This window comes from Pyxidicoccus sp. M6, from assembly GCF_055568925.1.
In genome coordinates this window covers 2043169-2066090 of record NZ_CM145714.1, presented here as the reverse complement: position 1 = coordinate 2066090, position 22922 = coordinate 2043169, and the positions used below count along the sequence as shown (strand labels likewise).

16 protein-coding genes are annotated in these 22922 nt (G+C 71.4%); 7 read left to right on the top strand and 9 right to left on the bottom strand.

Annotated features, from left to right (window positions below; translation table 11 throughout):
* Positions 1-24: 24 nt before the first annotated feature.
* The 5 genes from ACVTJA_RS08635 to ACVTJA_RS08615 all read right to left on the bottom strand — a co-directional run bounded on the left by ACVTJA_RS08635 (position 25) and on the right by ACVTJA_RS08615 (position 6177).
* The gene (locus ACVTJA_RS08635) at positions 25-1068 is read right to left on the bottom strand and encodes a hypothetical protein (protein ID WP_465835442.1); all 1044 of its coding nucleotides are present in this window, start codon (positions 1066-1068) and stop codon (positions 25-27) included.
* Positions 1065-2720, bottom strand: a complete 1656-nt coding sequence (locus ACVTJA_RS08630; RefSeq protein WP_465835440.1) for a hypothetical protein — start codon at positions 2718-2720, stop codon at positions 1065-1067. The genes ACVTJA_RS08635 and ACVTJA_RS08630 overlap by 4 nt, the downstream gene beginning before the upstream one ends.
* Before the next feature lie 151 nt (positions 2721-2871).
* Positions 2872-4218, bottom strand: coding sequence for a sigma-54-dependent transcriptional regulator (locus ACVTJA_RS08625; RefSeq protein WP_465835438.1), 1347 nt, complete (start codon positions 4216-4218; stop codon positions 2872-2874).
* Positions 4215-5654 carry a sensor histidine kinase gene (locus ACVTJA_RS08620; protein ID WP_465835436.1) on the bottom strand — a complete coding sequence of 480 codons (1440 nt, stop codon included), beginning with the start codon at positions 5652-5654 and terminating at the stop codon, positions 4215-4217. Before ACVTJA_RS08620 ends, ACVTJA_RS08625 begins: the two co-directional genes overlap by 4 nt.
* 58 nt (positions 5655-5712) lie before the next feature.
* Positions 5713-6177: a hypothetical protein gene (locus tag ACVTJA_RS08615; protein ID WP_465835435.1), complete on the bottom strand. Its 465-nt coding sequence runs from the start codon at positions 6175-6177 to the stop codon at positions 5713-5715.
* A 301-nt stretch (positions 6178-6478) separates the two neighbouring features.
* On the opposite strand from ACVTJA_RS08615, the gene ACVTJA_RS08610 reads away from it, so the two are divergent.
* From ACVTJA_RS08610 to ACVTJA_RS08595, 4 genes are all read left to right on the top strand, one after another.
* Entirely contained in the window at positions 6479-6724 is a 246-nt protein-coding gene (locus ACVTJA_RS08610) for a hypothetical protein (protein WP_465835433.1), read from the top strand.
* Positions 6725-7032: 308 nt separating this feature from the next.
* Positions 7033-7623 (top strand): GAF domain-containing protein, encoded by a 591-nt coding sequence (locus ACVTJA_RS08605; protein WP_465835431.1) that lies wholly within the window; start codon positions 7033-7035, stop codon positions 7621-7623.
* A 98-nt stretch (positions 7624-7721) separates the two neighbouring features.
* Positions 7722-9575 carry a serine/threonine protein kinase gene (locus tag ACVTJA_RS08600; protein WP_465835429.1) on the top strand — a complete coding sequence of 618 codons (1854 nt, stop codon included), beginning with the start codon at positions 7722-7724 and terminating at the stop codon, positions 9573-9575.
* Positions 9576-9660: 85 nt separating this feature from the next.
* Complete coding sequence (locus ACVTJA_RS08595) at positions 9661-13440, top strand: hypothetical protein (RefSeq protein WP_465835427.1); 3780 nt, start codon at positions 9661-9663, stop codon at positions 13438-13440.
* A gap of 4 nt (positions 13441-13444) precedes the next feature.
* On the opposite strand, the gene ACVTJA_RS08590 is transcribed toward ACVTJA_RS08595, so the two are convergent.
* Positions 13445-14410 carry an ankyrin repeat domain-containing protein gene (locus ACVTJA_RS08590; RefSeq protein ID WP_465835425.1) on the bottom strand — a complete coding sequence of 322 codons (966 nt, stop codon included), beginning with the start codon at positions 14408-14410 and terminating at the stop codon, positions 13445-13447.
* Between the two features lie 169 nt (positions 14411-14579).
* Between ACVTJA_RS08590 and ACVTJA_RS08585 the strand changes: the two genes are divergently transcribed.
* Both ACVTJA_RS08585 and ACVTJA_RS08580 read left to right on the top strand, forming a co-directional pair.
* Positions 14580-15662, top strand: a complete 1083-nt coding sequence (locus tag ACVTJA_RS08585) for a hypothetical protein (protein ID WP_465835423.1) — start codon at positions 14580-14582, stop codon at positions 15660-15662.
* 123 nt (positions 15663-15785) lie between these two features.
* On the top strand, positions 15786-18413 hold the full coding sequence (locus ACVTJA_RS08580; protein WP_465835421.1) for a PQQ-dependent sugar dehydrogenase: 2628 nt from the start codon (positions 15786-15788) through the stop codon (positions 18411-18413).
* 185 nt (positions 18414-18598) lie between these two features.
* On the opposite strand, the gene ACVTJA_RS08575 is transcribed toward ACVTJA_RS08580, so the two are convergent.
* Positions 18599-19228 (bottom strand): TetR/AcrR family transcriptional regulator, encoded by a 630-nt coding sequence (locus tag ACVTJA_RS08575; protein WP_465835419.1) that lies wholly within the window; start codon positions 19226-19228, stop codon positions 18599-18601.
* A 122-nt stretch (positions 19229-19350) separates the two neighbouring features.
* Between ACVTJA_RS08575 and ACVTJA_RS08570 the strand changes: the two genes are divergently transcribed.
* Positions 19351-20202, top strand: coding sequence for a DUF6463 family protein (locus ACVTJA_RS08570; RefSeq protein ID WP_465835417.1), 852 nt, complete (start codon positions 19351-19353; stop codon positions 20200-20202).
* Positions 20203-20208: 6 nt separating this feature from the next.
* Here the strand turns inward: ACVTJA_RS08570 and ACVTJA_RS08565 are convergent, their stop codons facing one another.
* Positions 20209-21534 carry an alpha/beta hydrolase family protein gene (locus ACVTJA_RS08565; protein ID WP_465835415.1) on the bottom strand — a complete coding sequence of 442 codons (1326 nt, stop codon included), beginning with the start codon at positions 21532-21534 and terminating at the stop codon, positions 20209-20211.
* A gap of 52 nt (positions 21535-21586) precedes the next feature.
* Positions 21587-22714, bottom strand: a complete 1128-nt coding sequence (locus tag ACVTJA_RS08560; protein WP_465835413.1) for an isoaspartyl peptidase/L-asparaginase family protein — start codon at positions 22712-22714, stop codon at positions 21587-21589.
* Positions 22715-22922: the final 208 nt, after the last annotated feature.

Below are 22922 nucleotides of genomic sequence, written 5' to 3'. Positions count from 1 at the left end.
TCCTGGCCTCCGTGACGTGTGCGCCTACCGTCCCTCGGGCGTGCTCTTGCGCCAGGCCGCGCAGGCCGCCCGCGCTCCGTCCAGCTCCTTGCCCGCGAGCTTCTCCACCATCGGGCACAGGTGCGCGTCCTTCCACAGGGAGAGCACGCCGGACGCGCCATCGAGGTGCACGGCCTCCACCTCGTCGGCGCTGACCACCAGCGTCTCCGTCAACCCGTCCGCGTCCAGGTCCGCCTCCACGAGCGAAGCGGGCTTGCCCTTGCGCATCAGGTCCACCGAGATGCGCCGCACCGCCTGCCCGCCGGACACCTGGAACACGTCCAGGGCCGCCTGCGCGTCGGAGCCAGAATCCCCGCGCAGCAGCCACACGTCGGGCCCCATCATCCGCACCGGGCGGTAGCGGGCGCGGTCCGTCGGCATGAGCTGCGCAATCACCAGCGAGCCATGGTCCGAGCGCACCACCCACGCGGGTCCATTGCCCGGCAAGCGGCACAGCCGCGTCACGCCGTCACCGTCGCCGCCCAGGGGCAGCGACGCGCAGGTGAAGTCGCCCTGCACACGCTCACAGGCCTGGGCCTCCGGCTCGGCGGGAGCCTCCGGTGACTCGGCCTGCGGCGAGGGCGTCACGCCCTCTTTCACGGCCCACTGCGTGAGCACCGCGGACACCACCGACAAGTCATTGCCCTGAACGCCCTGACGGAAACGCTGCTCCGGCGCCGCCCCGCCCGCGGCCAGCTGCGCCTCCTGCAGCGAGGCCCGCAGCGCCGCCGGCACCTCGGCCTCGTCCTGGAGGGACTTCAGCACGCCCGGCTCCCCGCGCCAGCTCTCCGCCAGCCGGTTCTGCAGCAACGCCAAATCACGGCGCTCGGCGGCGCGCGCGTTCTCCGCCTCGCCGAGCCGCGACTTCAGGTGCGCCACCTCGTCCGAGAGCGCCTGCGTGCGGGACTCCTCCTCGCGCAGCACGGCCCGCGCGGCATCCAGCTTCTTCTGGGCCTCCACCCGCGCGGCGTCCCCTCCACATCCCGCGAGCACGAGCGCCGCCACCCACCAACCCGCTGACCGCTTCATGGCGTCACCTCCCCAGCCACCTTGCCTTCGCTCCCCGCGTCCGCTCCTTGCGCGGCAGCGGCCGCGGGCGTGGGTGCCACGGCGGGCAGCCTGTCACAGGCCTCCAGGTAGGAGACCGGGAAGCGCTTGGGCTCCTTGCGGAGGGCCGCGCACGATTCCGCGGGCTCCAGCTTCTCCACCGCGTCCTGGCCCGGCTCCGAGGAGAAGCGGATGGCCATCACCTTGCCGTCCCACAGGCCGACCATCATCGGTCCCTTCATCCCGGGCAGCGGCGCCAGGGACAGCTTGCCGTCCTTGCGCAGCACGTCCTCGTAGCCGATGTGCTGGACCAGCGAGCCCAGCGTGTCGGGAGCGTCCGTGGGAGCCTGTCCCGCGCGCAGCTCCGACACCGTCGAGTGCTCCAGCACGTAGGTGAACAGGTTCTTCTCCAGCTCACTTCCGTCCGCGGCGAAGGTCCGCGTCTCCTCCGACACCACGAAGATGCCCGGCGCGGGCGAGGCCTCCAGCCGCACGGTCTGCGTCCTGCGCGCGGGCTCGGGCGGCAGCGGGTTGCCGGCCTCATCCTTCGTCGGTGCCGACTCCGGCTGCGACGGCTCACAGGCGGCCAGACACTCGCGGTAGCTCAACTCCTGCGCCGCCTCCTCGGCACGGCGCTGCGCATCGGCGGCCTCGGCCGCGGCGGCCTCGGCGGCCCTTCTCGCCTCCCGCACCTCGTAGGACTCGTCCGGCTCGTCCGAATCTCCATCGTCATGGTCGTGCTCATCGTCACCTTCCGGCTCGCACGCGCACGGGTCCTGGTAGCGGTCGAACTGCACGTCACACTGGTGGGAGCAGTCGCGCTCCCCATTGACGGCTTCGCACTCGGCGATCGCCGAGCCATTGGATGGGTGGTACAGGTCCACCGAGGGCTCGGGCCAGTCGGCCGCGTACAGGTGCCCCTCGTGCTCGAAGGCGACGCGCACCACCTGCAGGCTGACGGGCAGCCCGTCCATGGCGTAGGGGGAGACTCCGGCCGACGTGGGTGTCGGACGGTCGAAGGTGGCACGGCAGAAGGCCGCCGCGCCCAGCTTCCCTCCCGTGCTCGCGAGGGTATCGCACGTCCAGTCCGGCCACGGGGACAGCTGCTTGGGGACGTCCTCGCAGGCGTCTTCGTAGGGGCGCGGGGCCTCGCAGTTGGCGCCACAGGTGCTCTCGCTCCCGGCCGTGCCTTCGCCTTCTCCGTCCCCTTCCTGCGCGTCCTCCTTCTTCGTCGGGACACAGGGGCGCTCGGGGTCCAGCCACTCCGTGGCCAGCGCGAGCAGGGCGTCGTTGTCCTTCTTGCGGGCGGCCTCCTCGAGCTGGAAGCCCGCCCGGGCCGCGCGCATATCGCCGTCGAGCCCGAGGGTGCTGCCCTCCTGCGAGGCCAGCCAGGCCGCGGCGGCCAGGGTGCGGTGGTGCGCGGTGCGGGCCGCGTCCGTCTCGTTCCGAGCCTCGGTGATTTTCTGGGCGAGGAGCGCCTTCTCGCGCTCGACGCCCTCACGGAAGGCACGCGCGTCGGCGAGCTGCTTCTGCGCCGCCGCGGTCTCCTTTTCCAACTGCTCGCGCTCCTTGTTGCCGCACGCGCAGAGCGCGAGCAACGCCACCGCGAGCCCGGTCCTTCGTAGACCCCTCATGTGTCGAAATCCCCCTCTCGGGGGCGAGCATCGCTTGAACGAGGGTGCGCTGTCAGGGGGTACGCGGATACCCGCCGGGCACGACGGAGGCTCGGGGCGTCGCGACGACCAGGCGTGGCACGCGGCGCGGGCGCCAACGTCGGCGGAAGCGCTACGACTCCGCCCCACCCTCTGGCGCTTCCAGCAGCTTGTAGAGCGTCTTGCGGTCCACATCGAGCAGCCGCGCCGCCTCGCTCTTGTTGCCACCCACATGCTGGAGCACATGCGCTGCGTAACGCCGAGACAGCTCCGCGAGGCTCGGCATGTCTCCCGCGAGCCCCGTAAGCTTCTGCGTCGCGTCGCCAATGGGCTCCGGGAAGTCTTGCGGTCCGAGCACGCCCGTCACATTCAGCGCGAGCGCCCGCGCCACCACGTTCTCCAACTGCCGCACGTTGCCCGGCCAGTCGTAGCCCGTCAGGCGCGTCATCGCCTCCGGCGTCACCACGGGCCGCACGCCGCCGCGCGCGTGTCTCGCCGCGAAGTGCTCCACCAGCGCTGGCACGTCCTCGCGCCGCTCGCGCAGCGGCGGCAGGTGCAGGTGCACCACGTCCAGCCGGTACAGCAAATCCTCCCGGAACAGCCCCTCCGCCACCCGCGCCTTCAGGTCCTTGTTCGTCGCCGCCACCACCCGCACGTCGACCTTCACCGGGACGCTCTCGCCCACGCGGCGAATCTCGCCCTCCTGCAGCACGCGCAGCAGCTGCGACTGCACCTTCATCCCCACGTCGCCAATCTCGTCCAGGAAGAGCGTGCCGCCGCTGGCCTCCTCGAAGACGCCGCGCCGCGCGCCCGAGGCACCCGTGAAGCTGCCCTTCGCGTGGCCGAACAGCTCGCTCTCCATCAGCGACTCCGTAATCGCCCCGCAGTCCACCGGGATGAAGGGGCCGCTCGCGCGCGGCGAGCGCTTGTGCAGCGCCCGCGCCACCATCTCCTTGCCCGTCCCCGTCTCGCCCGTAATCAGCACCGGCACGTTGCTCGCCGCCGCGCGCGCCACCTGCTTGTAGACCTCCAGCAGCGCCGGGCTGCGCCCCACCAGCACCAGCGACGTGCGCTCCACCTGCTGCCGCAGCGAGCGGTTCTCCTCCACCAGTCGCTTCTGCTCCAGCGCCCGCTTCGCCACGCGCAGAATCGCGTCCACGTCGAAGGGCTTGGCCAGGTAGTCGAAGGCGCCCTGCTGGATGCTGTCCAGCGCGCCCTCGATGTTGCCGAACGCCGTCACCACGATGACCGGCGTGTCCGCCGACTGCGCCTTCACGGCCTGCAGGACTTTCAGCCCATCCCCCGGCTCGGGCATGGCCATGTCCGTCATCACCAGGTCGAAAGACCCTTCCGCCAGCCGCTCCGCCGCGCGCTTCGGGTCCGGCGCCTGCGTCACCGTCCCCAGCGTGCCCAGCAGTCGCTGGAGCAAGTCCCTGGCCTGCGGGTCATCGTCCACCACGAGGATGCGGGCTGTGCTCATGTGCCGACCTTGCGCATTCCGGAAGCGGCGGACGAAACAACCACGGGCTCACCGGTGCTGCCCGCCGCCACCGGGCGCACCACGCGCGGGAAGCGCACGACGATGCGCGTGCCCTTCCCCTCCTCCGAGCGAACCACCAGCGTGCCGCCGTGCGCCTCCACCACGCGCTTGGTGGTGACGAGCCCCAGGCCATGACCCGGCAGGCCGCGCACCTCCGGCGCTCGGAAGAAGGGCTGGAAGAGCGAGGCCAGCGTCGCCGGCGCCATGCCGATGCCGTTGTCCTCCACCTCCAGCACCGCCTCCTCGCCCTCGGCGGCCACGCGCACCTTCACCTTCGCGTCCGGCCTTCCCGCCGTGTACTTCACCGCGTTGGTGAGCAGGTTGCGCGCGCTCACCTGCAACAACTGCCCGGGGCAGTCCACCGCCACGCCCGGCGACAAGTCACGCTCCAGCGCCACGCCCTGCGCCGCCGCCGTCTGCGCCACCTCCAGCAGCACCGTGGTGACGGCAGTGTCCAACTCGCCCACCGTGCGCTCGCCCCGCGTGCCCGCGCGGCAGAAGCGCAGCAGCGCCTCAATCAGCTCGCCCATGCGCAGCGCGCTGGACTCGCACTGCGCCAGCATCTCCAGCGCGCCCGCGTCCTTCACCGCGCCCGTGCGGCGGATGAGCGTGAGGTAGCCCTTGAGCGGCGCCAGCGGGGAGATGAGGTCGTGCGCCACGCGCCGCGTGAAGGAGTCCAATTCCTGGTTGTGCCGGTCCAGCTCCTCGAGCTGCCCCTGAATCGTCGCGTCCTGGCGCTTGAGCAGCGAGGTGATGTGCCAGCCCACGCCCAGCGACAGCAGCAGCGCCAGCAGCGTGGCGCCCGCGCCCAGCGCGGTGTTGCGCACGCGCAGGTCCGCCAAACGGCCCACCAATTCGCGCGCCTCGTCGGTGTTCTCCTGCGCCAGCGTGCCGGCCAGCGTGTCCAGCTCCGCGGCCAGCGGGCGGATGCGCTCGGCCAGGTGTCGCCGCGCCCGGTCCGCCTCGCGCCGCTGCGACAGCACCGCCGCCGCGCGCACCTGGTTGGCCAACCCCTGGCAGCCCGCGTTGAAGCGCTGCCACACCGCCTTGTCGCCGGGTGGGAGGTTGCGCGTGTATGCCTCCGACGCTGCGCGGATGTCGTTGAGGATGTCCTCCATCACCGCGTCCGCGGCGCCGCGCTCGGAGTCGTCGGTGGCGCGGATGTGCGCCTCAATCGCCGACTCCAGCGACAGCGCGTCCACGCGGATGCGGCCGATGAGGCCCGCGCGCTCCAGCGCCTCCTGCACCAGCGCGTCCACCTGCCGCCCGGTGCGCACCTCCGTCCACAGCGTGAAGGCCGTGACGGCGGACAGCAGCACCACCACGAAGAAGAAGCCGGTGCGGTAGCCGCGAATGGGCGTGCGAGAGGAGCTCACGGGGGAAGACTTCTCTAACACGGCGGCGGGCGCGTCGCGGGCCGGCCCGTCCCGCCTGCTAGGGTGCTCCCGTCTTGCCGCCGTCCTGCGGCGGGGGGCTGGTCGGCTGCGGCGGCTGCATGCGGCGCCGAGCGCGCTCCAGCGCGGACTCGTACCAGACGTCCGACAGCTCCTCGTGCATCTCCTTCAGTTCCTTCAGCTCGTTGAGCTGCCGCTCCAGCGCCAGGAGCTGCGTGTTGTGCTCCTCCAGCGCGTGCCGGTCCGCCTCGGTGCGCACCAGCTCCTCCAGCACCGCCGCGCGCCCCTGCTCCGCCTCGGCGCGCTCCAGCATCAGCCGCTCCAGTCGGGCCTCCAGCGCGGCCATGCGCACCGCCAGCACTTCCGTCCGCTCGCGCTCCGCCTCGTACTCGCGCTGCCAGCGCTCCTTCTCCAGCACCTGGGCCTCGAGCTGCGCGGGCGTGATTCGTCCCGCACAGCCGACACCCAGCCATGCCACCGCCGTCACGAGCCGCAGGGACCGCATACACCGTCTCTCCCGCACCGCGGCCGCGCGACATGCGTGGCGTGAGGCCCGGGCCTGCCACCGGATGTCAGCCGGTAGCGCACGCAGCTTGCTCAACTGCTCCGGTGTCGTCAAAGCGACATGCGCTCGCCTGGGGAGCAGGCCCCCACTGTTGGTTCGCCAACCGTGGAGTTTCTCCCCAGGCAGCTGCGCCTTGCACCCGCGCTTCCCTCGGGAGGGCCTCCTGGCATGCCGGCTGCTCAAGCGTCCGGACGGCAACGCGACGCAATCCAGCGTCGTGCCCCCCCCAACGGAGCTTTCCATGAAGACCGTGTTCGCCGCCGCCCTCCTCGCCGCCGCCACCGCGTTTGCCAACTCTCCTGCTCCGGCCGCCGCCGAGACCAAGCCGGCCGCCGCCGAGGCCAAGCCCGCCGAGGCCGCTCCCGCTCCCGAGGCCAAGCCTGCTGAGGCCGCCCCCACCGCCGAGGCCAAGCCCGAGGCCAAGCCCGCGAAGAAGTCCGGCAAGAAGGCCGCCCCCAAGACCGAGACGGCCGCCGAGACCAAGTAATTCCGGATTTACAGTTTCCAGTCACACGGGCGGGGGTGCCTCTTCCAAGGGAGGCGCCCCCGTCGTCTTTTCCAAGGGTCCAACTCCACCCGGCCCGCGCGTCTCACCGGGCACGCACTCGACAAGGATGAGAGGTCTGTTTCGCCCCTCCCGGGTCATTCTCTCCGCGACGGCTTCGACACATTCAGTGAGTCTGAGATTTGACAGGAACAGAGTAATCCTGCTTAATACGACTTCAGCGAATGACAGACCGTTCCGGATAGTGGCGGAACTCACTGTTACCCCCTCGTTCTGGAGTGCCCCCTCAAATGATTGAAGCCTTCGCGAAGGTGTCTGAGGCGTCGAAGCTGCTGCTGGAGAAAGGACTGGGCGGAACCACCGGCGGCGAGGCGCTGCGGCTGGTGGGTCACTCGCTCGGGGTGGACCGGGCCTACATCTTCGAGAACCGGGTCCACGGCACGTACGGCCGCTTCATCACGGACATGCGCCACGCCTGGGCGGAGCCGCCCACGCCGTCGCCGCTGGCCAACCCCGTGCTGCGCGCCTTCTCCTTCCGCGACTTCGCGCCGGGCTGGGTGGACATGCTGGAGGCGGGCATGGTGGTGGCGTGCCCCACGCGCGACGCGCCGCCGATGATGAAGGACCTGCTGGAGCGCCAGGGCACGCAGTCGGTGCTGCTGTGCCCCATCCACCCCTCACGGACGCAGTGGTGGGGCGTGGTGGGCTTCGAGGACTGCCGGCAGGCGCGCGTGTGGAAGCCGGAGGACATCAGCCTGCTGAAGTCGCTGTCGCGCGCGGTGGCGGCGTCGGTGCGCCACGGGCAGATGCGCTCGTCGCTGGACCAGGTCCGCAACAGCCTGCGGCAGGCGGTGGGCCGCTCGCCCGCCTCGGGACACTGACGGCCGCCGGGTCGCCTGCCTGGGGGGGCACCGGCGACCCGTGATGACCGGATAGTACACCCGCGCGTTTCTGCTACCCTGGCGGCCCCTCAACCGCCATGTCCTCAATCGACCCCACCGCGATCAGCCGGCCACGCTCTCCGGACCTCATCAGCGGCTACCACCTCGAGAAGCTCGTCGGTAGCGGCGGAATGGGTGAGGTCCACAAGGCCACCCAGCTCTCGCTCGGCCGCACGGTGGCGGTGAAGCTCCTCAACCCGGAGCTGGCGAAGGACCCGTCCTTCATCGCGCGCTTCCAGAAGGAGGCCGCCGCGCTGGCGGCGCTGAGCCACCCGCACATCGTCTCCATCGTCGACAAGGGCAAGAACGACACCACGTACTACCTGGTGATGGAGTTCGTGGACGGCCCGTCGCTGCGCGAGCTCATCCGCTCGCCGGACCTGGACCCGATGGTCGCCCTGCGGCGGATGCTCGAAATCTGCCGGGCCATCGAGTACGCGCACGGCCGCGGCGTCATCCACCGCGACCTGAAGCCGGAGAACATCCTGCTGGACCAGCAGGCGGGCGGCATCGCCAAGGTGTCGGACTTCGGGCTGGCCTCGTTCCTCGCGGACGCGAGCCCCTCGTCGCGCTTCGCGCTCACGTCCACGCACGTGTCCATGGGCACGCTGTCGTACATGGCGCCCGAGCAGCGCGTGGACGCGAAGAACGCGGACGCGCGCGCGGACATCTTCTCGCTGGGCGTCATCCTCTACGAGTGGCTCACCGGTGAAGTGCCGCTGGGCACGTTTGATCCTCCATCGCGGCGCAAGCCGGGCATCGACCCGCGGCTGGACGCCATCGTCACGCGGTGCCTCAAGCCGGACCCGGATGACCGCTACCCGTCGGTGACGGCGCTCATCGCGGACCTGGAAGTGCTGGTGCCCGGCAGCCTGCCGTCGCTGCTCCCGATGAAGCAGACGCGCATGCAGCGCTTCCGTCAGGGCGTGCGCAAGGTGGTGCGGCGCACGCTGCAGACGGCGGAGGTGCTGACCGTGGTGGCGGCGCTCGGAGTGCTGGGCGTGGCTTGGCTGCGCAGCGCCGAGCAGCCCGAGCAGTTGCAGCCGGGCGAGACCCTCATGGGCAAGCTGGCGCCGCTGCCGACGGGCCCATGGCCGGGCCGGATATCGGAAGGCCAGGAGAAGCGCACGGTGTCCCTGGGCGAGGGGCCGGACTCCCCGAAGCTGCTGGTGAACGGCCGGCCATTGGTCATCGAGGACAAGGCGCTCGTCTTCCCTCCCGGGGAAGACAGCCCGTCGCGGGCGGGGCTCGTCCGCGTGGACCAGGGGACCATGGAGGGCGACATCGCCTCGCTCAGTGCCCGCGTCCGCGTGGAGGCCCAGCCCCTCACGTGGCTGCGCCGCGCTCGGACCGTGGCCTTCGGGCCTCCGCCAGAGGCGATGGCCGCGCTGCTGCTCGTGGGCACCGAGGGCCGCTACGTGGCGCTCTTCCACAACGGAGCCAGGGCCCCCCTGCGGCTGGAGTGGGGCCTGGGCGAGCGTCACGGCACCATGCTGGGCCAGCCCGCCCCCGACGGTGAGGCGGCGCTGGAAATCAAGGTGGACGCCGACGGCATCCTCCAGGCGTATGTGGGTCGCGGCAAGGATCAGCGCGCCATCGCCGAGCCGCTCAACCTGGGGCCGGGGTGGATGGAGCGATTCAGCATCACGCCGCTGTCCGCCTTCGGCTGCATCGAGGGCACCTGCCGCGCCGACGACTTCGTCTACACCGTGCGCCAGGCCCCGCCCCCGGGGACGACGGCTCCAGTGCCCCCCGTGGTGACTCCGGTGGCCAAGGCCGTCACAGCCAGCACGGTGCCGGCCAAGGCCGTGACGCCCAAGAAGGCGCCACCGCCTCCGCCGCCCAAGAAGCAGCCCGCCAAGGCACCGCCCAGGGGCGGCAAGCGGCGGTAGCGGGCGCGAACCGACCGCGCGAGGACATCCAGCGCAGGGGAATATGGCCACCCACGAGGGATTGCATTATCCCTTCGGCCCTCCTATGCGCACCTTCCGTCGCGGACTCACCGCGCTCGCCGTCCTCGCCGCCCTCACCGGCTGCCCCAAGTCCTCCTCTTCCGTCACGCCGCACGTGCTGGAGTCCGCCGCCGAGCGGGCCCAGAAGGGCACCGACGAGGCGCGCACGCTCGCGCTCGCGGGCTTCCACGCGTTCCTGGTGACGGGTGACAACGCGCTCGCGCAGCAGCGCTTCGACGCGGCCGTGGCGAAGGACGCGGGAGACGCGTACGCGCTGGCCGGGCAGCACCTGATGGCCCGGCGCGCGGGCCGCACGGACCGGGCGCTGGCCGCCGCCATCGAGCTGGCGGCGCGCTCGCCCCGGCATCCGCTGGCCGTGTTCGCCGCGCGCTACATGCTCGACTCGGTGGGCACGTCGAAGGCGCTGGACGACGACATCCTCAAGGGCGCGGACCGGGCGCTGGCGGCGGGCGTGGCGGGCGAGGCCGCGTACCTGCTGCGCGGCGCGCGCCTGTCCGTGCAGGTGGTGCGCGGCGACGCGAAGGCGCGGGACGCGGCGCTGTACGAGCTGGGCGGCGCGGGCGAGGCGTCGCTCGTGGGCCCCTTCTCCCCCTTCCACATCCTGTCGTGGGCCGAGGAGGACCCGGTGAGCAAGACGGGCGCGCTGGCGGGCCCCTTCAACAGCCCCTTCGGCCCGCAGCCCGTGCGCACGCTGCGCGCGCCGGACGGCCGGTTGGACTTGGGCGGTGAGCCCGGTGAGGGTGACTTGTACGTGCTCGCCTTCGACGCGGAGGTGACGGAGCCGGGCGAGTACGTGGTGCGCTCGGTGAGCGGCACGTCGCACCAGGTGATTCTGGACGGCGCGCCGCTCCTGGAGCGCCGCGGCTGGGAGCGCACCACCTCCACCGTCACCGCGCGCACGGTGGACCTGCCCGCGGGCAAGCACCGCTTCCTGATTCGCCAGCTCAAGGCCGGAACCTCCGGCCTGCTCACCTTCTCCCTGCTGCGCGTGGACGGGCGCCCGTCCAACGTGCGCTTCACCGCCGCCACCGGGGCCGCGCCGCAGCCGTGGGGCCGGGGGGCGGAAGCGCGCGAGGAGACGCCGGGCGTCTACCCGACGGCGGAGTCGCTGAAGGCCGCGCTGGAGGGCGAGGCGGGGGATTTGCTCGCCACCGTGCTGGCGATTCGCGACGGCCTGGGGCGCGACGCGGACGGCGCGCGCAGGCTGATGGCGGCGGTGGACGCCAACACGCCGACCCTGCTGGAGCTGCGCGCGGAGCTGTCCGTGGTGGACCGCACGGTGCCCACCAAGGTGGCGCGCGGCCGGGCCACGCGGGATTTGGAGGCGGCGCTGGCGAAAGATTCGGGCAACGTGGCGGCGATGCTGGTGCGCGCGGACCTCTTCCTGGATGACGGCCAGCCGGCCGCCGCGCTGGAGACGCTGAAGGCGGTGGACGCGACGAAGGGCCCGCCCGCCTTCCTCGTGTCGCTGACGCGGGCGCGCGCGGCGCTGGCGCTGGACGTCGAGTCGCTGGCGGAGGAGTCGCTGCAGGCCGCGCTGGATGCGCAGCCGGGCCTGTGCGAGGCGCTGGGTCTCCAGTACAGCCTGGCGCGCCGGCGCGACGCGGTGGAGCGCGGGGACTCGCTGGTGGAGGCGCAGCGCGGCTGCCCGGGCATGACGGTGCGCGAGGCCGAGCACGCGCGCACGCGCGGCGACATGGAGGCCGCGGCGAAGCTGTACGCGGACATGCTGGAGAAGGACCCGGCCAGCGTGAGCACCGGCACCTCGCTGGCCAACATCTACGTGGGCCTGCGCCGCTACGACGACGCGACGGCGGTGCTGCGCGAGCTGGCGAAGGTGTGGCCGCGCAACGCGGACCTCGTGAAGCGGATGGCGGACGTGCGCGAGTACGCGGGCCAGCCCGCCGAGGCGCTGGCGCTGCGCGAGAAGGCGCTGGCCATCGAGGGCGAGGACCTGTCCCTGCGCCGCGCGGTGGAGCGCGCGAAGACGGGCAAGGAGGTGCTGCAGGATTATGCCATCGACGGGCGCGAGGCCATCCGCGCGTACGAGGCGGAGCCGGTGACGGGCGGTGCCTCGGCGGCCTTCGTGCTGGATGCGGCCGCGGTGCGCGTGTACCCGGACGGCAGCATCATCAACCGCATCCACACGGTTCAGAAGGCGCTGGAGCAGTCCGGCGTGCAGGACATCGCCGAGGTCACCGTGCCTCGCGGCGCGCAGGTGCTGGCGCTGCGCACGCTGAAGGCGGACGGCCGCGTGCTGGAGCCGGAGAACATCGAGGGCAAGGACACGGTGAGCCTGCCCGGCGTGCAGGTGGGTGACTACATCGAGGTGGAGTACCTGCTGGCGGAAGGCCCGCGCGGCCCCGCGCAGCCGGGCTTCACCGCGTCCGCCTTCTACTTCCAGATTGCCAACCAGCCGAACGCGTGGACGACGTACACGGTGGTGGCCCCCAAGGGCAGCGGCATGAAGGTGGACGCGCACGGCATGAAGGCGCCGCCGCCGAAGGTGGAGGGCGACATGGAGGTCTTCCACTACGAGGCGCGCCGCGTGCCGCCGTTCATCGCCGAGCCGGACTCGCCGCCGTCCGCCAATGAGTACCTGCCCTTCGTGCTGGTGGGCGCCGGAGCCACGGGCAACGACGGGCTGGTGCGCGTCTACGGCGACGTGTTCCAGGAACGCTGGCAGCGCACGACGGAGGTGGAGGCCTTCGCACGCAAGGCGGCCGAGGGGAAGACGGGCCTGGACGCGGTGAAGGCGCTGCACGCGGCGGTGATGCAGCGCTTCTCCGGGCACGACTCGGGGCTGGGCCAGTCCGCGGCGTCCACGGCGGCGCAGGACCGGGGCAGCCGGCTGCTGTTGATGAAGGCCAGCCTGGACGTGCTCGGCATTCCGGCGCGCGTGGTGGCCATCCGGACGTTCAACACGGACCCGGCGCCGTACCTCTTCCCGCAGGACAGCCTGCTGCCGTTCGCCGCGCTCCGCGTGGACGTGCCGGGCACCGGGCCGGTGTGGGTGGACACGTCGGTGCGCTTCGGCCCCTTCGGCGAGCTGCCGGAGCCGGCCATGGGCGGGCGCGAGGCGTATCTCCTGCCCGAGCCCGGCCGTGCGCTGGAGAAGGTGGAGACGCCGCCCATGAAGGAGGCGCCCGGCAAGGAGGTGAAGCTGGCGCTGAAGCTCTCCGCGGACGGGCAGCTCACGGGCAAGGGAGTAGAGGTGTACTCCGGCTTCGAGGCGGCGCAGATTGCGGAGGCCTTCAGCCAGCTCTCGGCGGAGAGCCGCAACCAGGCGCTCCAGGGCGCGGTGGCGCGGTACTTCGGTGGGGCGTCGCTGTCCGGCGTGAAGCTGGAGCACGAGGAGCAGGTGGGCGCGCCCTTCGTGCTGCACTACGAGTTCACGGTGCCGCGCTTCGGCCGGATGGAGGGCGACAAGCGGATGGCGCTGGGGCCCCTCACCTTCCCGGCGCAGCTCGGCCGGCGCTACGTGCAGCTCAGCACGCGCACGACGCCGCTCTACATCGACAACACCGAGGCCAGCCGCACGCAGGTGACGCTGGAGCTGCCGGGCGGCTGGAAGCTGGCGGACCCGCAGGCGTCACTCAACGTGGACAACGCCTTCGGCCGCTTCACGCGCTCGGAGAAGCAGGAGGGCAACACCCTCTCCATCACCGAGTCGCTGCGCGTGCCGCGCACCCGCGTCTTCCCGAAGCAGTACGAGCAGTTCTCCGGCTTCACCGGCGACGTGGACCTCATCCAGACGCGCGAGCTGGTGCTGGTGAAGCAGTAGTCGGCTAACCCTCCGACGTCCGGGGCCGCGGCGGTGCCACCACCGCCGCGCCCTCGTCCTGGGGAGTGGGCTCCGGCACCACGGACGTCACCGCCATCCGGGCCCCCGCCTCTTCCAACAGGGTCGCCACCGAGGCATGCCCCTCGGCGCGGGCCACGTCCACGGGCTTGTGCCCCAGGTCATTCGCCGCGAGCGGGTTCGCCCCCGCGGCCAGCAGCGCGGACACGAGGTCCTCCAGGCCACGCAGCGCCGCCAGGTGCAGCGGGGTGAACTCCATGGGCCCGCGCGCATGGGGGCTCGCGCCATGGGCCACCAGCAGCGACGCCAGCGCGGTGCGCTTGTACGCCAGCGCCAGCATCAGCGGCGTCTGCCCCAGGCAGTCCACCGCGTCCACCACGCTCCCGAGCTCCAGCAGCCGCCGCGCCACCTCCACCGAGCCGGAGCGCGCGGCCACCTCGTGCAGCGCGCAGAGGCCACGCTCATCCACCGCGTCCCAGGCGGCGCCCTTCTCCAGCAGCACGTTCAACACCTCGAGCTGCCCGGCGCCGCAGGCGAAGTGCAGCGGAGTGGCCCCCGGCCGCGCCGGCACCTTGTCCGAGGTGGCCCGCCGCGCGCGCTGATTCACGTCCACGCCCAACTCCAGGAAGCGCCGCACCAGGTCCACGTGGCCGTGCAGCGCCGCCACGTGCAGCGCGCCCTGCCCCCAGCCGTCGATGCCCGCCGGGTCCACGCCGCGCGCCAGCAGCAGCTCGACGATGTCGCGGCTCCCCTTCGCCGCGGCGGCCTGGAGCGGCCCGCGCACGGACTCGCGCGCGGCGGCGAGCGCCTCCGGCCTCTTGCGCAGCAACGCCTCCACCCGCGCGGCATTCCCCTGCCGGATGGTGCTCAGCAGGTCCCCACGCGAGCGCAGGACGCTGAGCGCGAGCAGCGACAGAACCACCACGGCCACCACGGCGGCGACGAGGTACATGCCGGGAGTTTCTTCGGAATTCCCCGCCTTGCAACAGTAGGCAGGCAACAGTTGGGGCAAAGCGTGAATAGAAACGAACCGTGGCCGTCCCTACCTTCGAACCCCGGGGCGAGGCTTCCGTCCGGTGCCCCAACGCGGAGAAGGTTCCGCCCCCAACGGAGATGACGTCATGACGCCTCGATACTGGTTCTGCCTGGTGGCCCTGCTGGCGGCGCCGGTGGTGCATGGCCAGACGAGCCCGCGCCCCGCCGAGGACCCCGACGACTCCCGCTACGAGTCCTCCGACGACGGCGACTACGACTCCAACGACGACACGCCGGAGGAGGACGCGGTCCCCACCGCGCCGTCCGCGCCTCCCGAACTGCCCGACGAGCGGCCCACCACCCGGCCCTACGCGGGCGCGGTGTGGGCCTCCGGCCACTGGGACTGGGACGGGAATGATTGGCGCTACGTCTCCGGCACGTGGGTGGCGCCGATGCCGGGCTACCGCTTCATCAACGGCTACTGGGAGCAGGACAGCCAGGGCTGGCGGTGGGTGCCCGGCGGCTGGGCGCGCCCCGACTCGAACATGGTGGAGATTTCCGTGGAGCCCTCGGGCGAGGCGCTGACCACGACGCAGGCGCCGCCCGAGGCCCGGTACGAGGAGCCGCCTCCGGCGCCCTCGCCGAACCTCACGTGGACGCCCGGCTATTGGTACTGGGAGGGCGACAACTGGGTGTGGATTGAGGGCACGTGGGTGGAGCCGCCCCGCCCGGGCCTCGTCTTCGTCTCGCCCCGCTGGGTCCACCGGGGCCCGTCCTGGTCCTTCTCCTGGGGCGGCTGGGCCATGCGCGGCTCGGTGCGGGTGACGGTGCCCGTCTACCCGTACGTCACGGTGAGCACGCGCTGGGGCTCCCCCCACGTCTATCGCTACACGTGGCACCGCTACCGCTATCCGGTGCACCACTACGGCTACCGCGTGCGGGACTACGGTTACCGGAGCTACCGCCCCAGCTACCGGAGCTACTACAGCCCCGGCTACCGCAGCCGCGACTACGGCTACCGCAGCCATGATTCCGGCTACCGCAGCCATGATTCCGGCTACCGCAGCCATGATTCCGGCTACCGCGACCATGATTCCGGCTACCGCGGCCATGATTCCGGCTACCGCGGCCGCGGCACGGGGCGCTGGGGCAACTCCTCCTCGCACGGCCACTCCGCGTCGCCAGGAGGCGGAGGCCACTCGCGCGGCGGCGGCCACGGCCGGCACTGAACGCGCCTCACGGCCGGGCCCGTTTGCCGTTCAGTGCCCGACAGGCACGAGAGTTACTACTCGCGAAAAACAGGACTAAACAGCAAATACCAAGGTGCTGAATGACCCTCTTCGGAGTCATCCATGACACCTCGACGGCTGTTCTCCCTGCGGTGCACCTGGCTTCTCCTGATCTCCCTGGCCTGCGCGCCGGAGCCCTCATCCGAAGGCCCTGACGACGCGGCGCTGGAGCGCGCGGCCTCGGCCATCACCCTGCCGCCGTCCTACACGGACTCGCTGGTGGCGACGGTGGCGCAGCCCACGGCGCTGGCCTTCACGCCGGATGGGCGGCTGCTCATCACCACGCAGCCGGGGAGGCTGCGCGTCGTCTCCGGCGGCGTGCTGCTGACGACGCCGGCCCTGGACCTGAGCGCGCGGCTCTGCACCAACTCCGAGCGCGGCCTCTTGGGCGTGGCGGTGGACCCGGCCTTCGCCACCACGCGCCACATCTACGTCTATTACACGTTCAACAAGTTCAACACCTGCACCACGAACATCACCAACGTCGCCGTCAACCGCGTGTCGCGCTTCACGCTGGCGGACAGCAACGTGGTGGACCCGGCGAGCGAGGTGGTGCTGGTGGACAACATCCCCTCCACCGCGGGCAACCACAACGGGGGGGATTTGCACTTCGGGCCGGACGGGCTGCTCTACATCAGCGTGGGTGACGGCGGCTGCCAGCTCGGAGACCCGAGCCGCTGCGCCGGGCAGAACACCACCGCGCGCCGGCTGGACGTGCTGCTGGGGAAGCTGCTGCGCATCCGCAAGGACGGGAGCATCCCCACGGACAACCCCTGGTACGCGGCCGCCGGCAGTCGCCGCTGCGGAAACCCCGCGGGCGTCCCGGCCGGCACCGGCCCCTGCCAGGAGAGCTACGCCACGGGCCTGCGCAACCCGTTCCGCTTCGCCTTCCAGCCCGGCACCAGCACCTTCTTCATCAACGACGTGGGCCAGGGCGTCTGGGAGGAAATCGACGAGGGCGTGAAGGGCGCGGACTACGGCTGGAACGTGCGCGAGGGGCACTGCGCCAACAACTCCACCACCGACTGCGGCACACCGCCGGCGGGGATGACAAACCCGATTTTCGACTACAAGCACGGCACCAACGAGGCCAGCTCGCCCTTCCAGAACTGCAACTCGATTACGGGCGGCGCCTTCGCGCCCGTGGGGGCCTGGGCGCCGGGTGACGACAACGCGTACTTCTTCAGCGACTACGTCTGCGGGAAGGTGTTCAAGCTGACGCGCTCGGGCAGCGCGGTGTCGGTGAGCGCGTTCGCCACCGGCCTGGGCGGCAGCTCCGCGGTGACGCTGCGCTTCGGCCCGTCGGCCGCGGGCCAGTCGCTCTACTACACGACCTATGCGAACGGCGGCGAGGTGCGCCGCATCGACTACACCGGCACGAGCAACCGTCCACCGGTGGCCTCCGTCTCCGCGTCGCCCACCACGGGCTCTTCGCCGCTCACCGTGTCCTTCAACGCCAGCGCCAGCAGCGACCCGGACGGTGACGCGCTGACGTACGTGTGGACGTTCGGAGACGGCAGCGCCACGGTGCAGACGACCACGCCCACCACGAGCCACGTGTACTCCGCGAACGGAGCCTTCACCGCGTCGCTCACCGTGCGGGACGCGCGAGGCGCCACGTCCACGCAGGCGGCCACCGTGCGCATCGACGTGGGGAACACCGCGCCCGTGCCCACCATCAGCTCGCCGTCCACCAGCCTGCGCTTCCGCGTGGGCCAGACGCTGGTGCTGACGGGCAGCGCCACGGACGCGGAGGACGGCACGCTGCCGGACAGCCGCCTCACGTGGGAGGCGCTGTTGCACCATGACAGCCACACCCACCCGCTGCTCACGGCGACGGCCGGCAACAACCTGACGATTACCGCTCCGGCGCCGGAGGAACTGGCCGCCGTGCCCACCAGCTACGTCGAGGTGCGGCTCACCGCGACGGACTCGCAGGGGCGCAGCACCACGGTGGTGCGCGACGTGCTGCCGAACATCGTGGACGTGACGCTGGCCTCGGTGCCCTCGGGGTTGTCGCTCGGGGTGAACGGCGGCACCGTCACCACTCCGGTGACGCTGAAGTCGTGGGAGGGCTACACGCTGAACGTCACCGCGCCCGCGCAGGCGGACGGGACGGGCGCGTGGAAGGTGTGGGCTTCGTGGTCGGACGGTGGTGCGCGGGCACATGGCTACGTGACACCGGCCACGGCCTCCAGCCTCACCGCCACGTACAGGGATGGCCTGCGCGCGCGGGTGAACTTCCAGCCCGCCACGTCACCGGTGCCCACGGGATATGTCGCCGACACGGGCGCCGTCTATGGCGCGCGGAGCAACGGGCTGAGCTACGGGTGGGACGCGGACAACAGCGCGCAGACGCGCGACAGGAACAGCGCCACGTCTCCGGACGAGCGCTACGACACGCTCACGCACCTGCAGAAGCCGGAGAATCCAAATGCGTCGTGGGAGCTGGCCGTGCCCTCGGGGAAGTACCGCGTGACGCTGGCGGCGGGTGACGCGAGCAACTTCGACAGCGTCTTCAGGCTCGCGGTGGAGGGGCAGCTCGTGCTCTCCGGTACGCCGACCACCAGCGCGCGCTTCGTCACCTCCAGCGCGGACGTCACCGTGACGGACGGACGATTGACGCTCGGCAACGGGAGCGGCGCCTCCAACAACAAGGTGTGCTTCATCGACGTGGAGCAGCAGGAGTAGAGCGCTCGGCTCGCGCGCCAGCCACCACGCGCTGGCGCGCGGGCGCCGTCACACCCGTACCCGCGACGGCGCACCGTGCCATCTCATCCGTGGGGCCACCGAGCCTCGAAGCAGCACGGTGCTGCACGGAACCAGCATCTGCACCCGAGGCACTATTGCCTCGAATGTGCGCGCGTCAGCGCGCCTCACGCCGGTATCAGCGTCCGGGCCACGTGTTGCACGTACTCGGCCCGGGCGCGGCTGGTGCTCAGCGTCTCCGGGCTGGCGATGGCGAGGTGCAGGAGACCCACGTACGTGGAATACGCCTGCATCGCCCAGTTGCGCGCCTCACGCGCCGGCAGGCCGAGCGCCCGGTACAGCTTCACCAGGTAGTCGATGCGCCGCTGCGACACGCGCGCGAGCACGGGCTGGATGCGAGGGTCCGCCGAGGCACCCGCGACGATGGCGACCTCGATCTTCCCGTGCGGGCCCAACTCGAACGTCAGTGCCAGCAACTGGCGCAGCCGCTCCCTCGGGTCCGGCAGGGCGTCCAGCCGCTGGATGATGTCCGTGGTGGCCAACCGCTCCCACCGCGAGAGCGCGGCCTGGAGCACGTCCGCCCGGTCCTTGAAGTGCCAGTAGAAGCCGCCCTTCGTCACGCCCAGGCTTCGGGCCAGCCGTTCCACCGACAGCGCCTCCACGCCGTCCGCGAGGCTCCACAGGGCAGCGTCCGCCCAGTCCTCCGCCGTCAGCCCCGGCCCCCGCTGCTTCTTGCGGATGTCCTCGATGCTGCGGAAGGGCGCGGGCTCCGGCGAACGGGCAGTAGTGCGTCTCATCGTCGACCGCAGTCTGACGGCCCCCCTCCCCGGCGTCCAGGGCGCATTCGCGTGGCCCTCGCTCTATACGGTACCGTATCGCGATACGGCACCGTATCGGATGACATGAAGGGAGGCCGCACATGCGAGTGACGAACGGGTCGCTGCTGATGCTCATCGCCGCGATTCACGAAGGCGTCGGGCTGGTGCTCTTCAAGGAACCGCTGCTGGAGATGGCCCGAGCCGGCGTGTTCGACAGCGTGGGCGAAGACACCAGCGCCCGCGCGGCGGCCTTCTGGTTCCTCGCGTTCGGAGGCGGCATGCTCCTCGCCGGGGCCCTGTCCCACTGGCTCGAGCGCGAGCTGCACCGCCCGCCCCCTGCTGGCTTCGGGTGGGGCCTGCTCGGGCTGGGGCTCTTCTGCGTGGTGCCCATGCCCATCACCGGCGCGTGGGTCCTCTTCCCGCTGGGCCTGCGCGTGCTCTTCCAGTCGCGGACGCCCACCGAGCTGCCAGAGGTGCTCCGCCCCTTCGCCCGGGGCGCGGACCACGTAGACGTGAAGACGGTGGAGTCCCAGGCCACGCTGCGCGAGTTCCTCGCGGGCCTGATGTCCTATCAGCCCGCGTGGGTGACGGCCCTGTTCGGGGTGCGAGCCGTCTTCGTCCGGCTGCTGGGGATGCGGCAGCACGGCGTGCCCCGGCCGCCGCGCCACCTGCGCCCGGAGGACATCCCGATGACGCCGGGCAGCGCGGCCTCGTTCTTCACCGTGCGCCACGCCGAGGAGGAACACGTCTGGGTGGTGGCCGCCACGGACAAGCACCTGGAGGCCACGCTGGCCGTGGTGATGGAGCCCACCGGTGGCCCGCGTCATCGCTTCCACGTGGTGACGCTGGTGCACTACCGGAACTGGGCCGGCCCCGTGTACTTCAACGTCATCCGGCCCTTCCACCACCTCGTCGTCGGAGGCATGGCCCGCAACGCGGCGAGCCCCGGGTGACGGCGCTCAGGGAGGCAGCCCCACCGCGAGCACGTCGCGCAGCGCGGCGCTCGTGTACTGCGTGCCCCAGAGCATGTTGATGACCGCCGTCACCCAGTCGGCGCCGCCCAGCACCCTGCCGGTGGAGGGCTCGAAGAGGTACACGCGCGGGTCCATCAGCTCGCGCAGCAGCGGCGCCACGGCCCGCACGTCTCGTCCCATCCACTGCAGCACGCGCACGTCCCACAGCCAGGTGGCCAGCGTCTGCTCCGTGAAGGGCACGACGAGGAACTGGGTGGGCCGCCCCAGGTTCGTCAGCAGGTGGCCCACGCTCACCGTCTCCACGACGCTCCAGTACGTCGACACCAGCGGACCGTGGTCGAGGTCCCGGCTGTTCCAATCCACCGGGTCCCAGTGCTGAAAGTACAGCGGCGTGATTCGAGGCCCCGCCAGCGCCGCCAGCGTCTGCGTCTGCTCCACCGGCACCAGGGTGTCCCAGTCCTCGTGGACGACCAGGAACGGAGTGCTCAGCGTCGCGGCCAGGTGCTCGCGCGTCCACCGGCTGAAGTCCCAGCCTGGAGGCTCGCCAGTGGTGGCGAGGATGCGGCGCAGGTAGGGCTCGAAGAACGTCGAGTACTGGTTGAGTCGCGTCGGGTCCGTCACTCGCGTGGGGACGACGTTGAAGACGTAGTCCAGCTCCCGCGCGAAGTCCGACAGCGGGAAGAGCGCCACGCCCACGCGGGGGCGGGACCCGGTGGGCGCGTCCGCCGCGGCGTACAGCGCCTCGAAGCCACCCCATGAGCCGCCGTAGACACCGATGCGCGAGCGGTCCACCCCCTGGGCCTGCGCGAGGAAGCGCATGCCCGCGTGCATGTCGTCACGGTCATTCTGGATGTCGCCGCCCGCATAGAAGCGGCCGAAGACGGCGAGCACGCCGAAGTCGTTGAACAGGTAGTAGAAGGACTCCGCCGCGATGTAGTCGGGATTGCTGAGCACGTAGGAGATGACCGAGGAGCCCGCGTGGTAGTGCGGCTCGCTGTCGTCCGGGTGCAGGCCATCACCGCGAGCGGCCCACTTCGCGTCCACCGCCTCGCCCGTCCAGGCGATGCCGTCGTAGGGACGCGCGAGCATCATCGCGGGCGAGAGGCCCGGTTGGCGGGGCGGGAACCACTGGGCATACGTGGGGGCCTTGCCGGGCTCCTGCAACCGGAGCAACTGGTACGGCCACACCTGGTCCCCGAACACGGCCTGCCCGGTGCCGAGCACCGTGACTCCGAGGTCTCCGTCAGCCGCGAGGGCGGGCCGGCCCACGAGGGCCAGCCCCAGCAACGTCAGTAGGAAGTAGAAGCGCATGCCCCTCAGACACAGCCGGGCACCTTTCGTGAAAGAGGCGCGCGCGAGTTTCCTACTTCGACTCCACCGGCTCCTTCGCGTCGTCCTTGAAGATGGCCACGACAGGCTGGCCGTCCTCGCCCATGTAGCCGCGGTACATGCCGCTGGAGTTGAAGGGCGTGGTGACGTTGCCCTGGTTGTCCATGGCGATGACGCCGCCCTCGCCGCCGGCCTTCACGAGCACGTCTTGGATGACGACGTTGGCGGCCTCGGACACGGGCACCTGCTGGTACTCCATGCGGGCACAGATGTCGCGCGCCACGGTGTAGCGGATGAAGAACTCACCATGGCCCGTGGCGGAGACGGCGCAGCGCGGGTCGGCGTAGGTGCCAGCGCCGATGATGGGCGCGTCGCCCACGCGGCCGAAGCGCTTGTTGGTCATTCCGCCGGTGGACGTGCCCGCCGCGAGGTTTCCGGCCTGGTCCAGCGCCACCGCGCCCACGGTGCCGAACTTGTGGTCCCCCGTCACCGGGTCATACCCCGGCTGGAGCGAGGACGACGGCTGCTTGCTTTGCTCGGCGCGCTCCTTCTCCAGCGCGCGCTGAAGCCCATCCCAGCGCTCCTGCGTGAAGAAGTACTTCGGGTCCACCAGCTCCACGCCCTGCGTCTTCGCGAAGGCCTCGGCGCCGTCGCCAAACATCATCACGTGCGGCGACTTCTCCATCACCGCACGCGCCAGGTCGATGGGGTTCTTCACGCGGTGCAGCCCCGCCACCGAGCCGGCCATGCGCGTCTTTCCATCCATGATGGCCGCGTCCAACTCGTTGACGCCGTCATGGTTGAAGACGGCGCCCTTGCCGGCGTTGAAGTACGGTGAGTCCTCCATGACGCGGATGGCGGCGCCTACCGCCTCCACGCTGCTGCCGCCCTTCGCGAGCACCGCATGGCCGGCCTGGAGCGCCTGGGTGAGCACGGCGCGGATGGCGGCCTCGCGCTCGGTGGCGAGGTGCTCCCTCATGATGACGCCCGCGCCGCCGTGGATGACGATGCCCCACTTCGGCTTCACCGCTGGCGAGTCCTTCGTGGCGATGCGGGACTCCTCCACCCGGGTGGACTCGACGCTGGTGCAGCCCACCGGGCCGAGCAGCAGCGCGGTGCCCGCGAGCAGGCCACGGTGAAGGGGAGAGAGCGAGGCGAACATTCGGGGGACCTCCGGGAGCATCCGAGGGGACGAGGACCACGGTCATCAACCGAAACCGCCGGGACGGAACACACCGCCTGCGCCGCCGCCGGTCCGCCGGGTCGGTAGCACGCCCTCCAGGGAGGCACAACGCCGCTGCCGTGAAGAGGTGCCGAGACGACGGGAGAAGGGCCCCCCTGCCCGCTCCCCTCCTCCATTCACGGAGCGA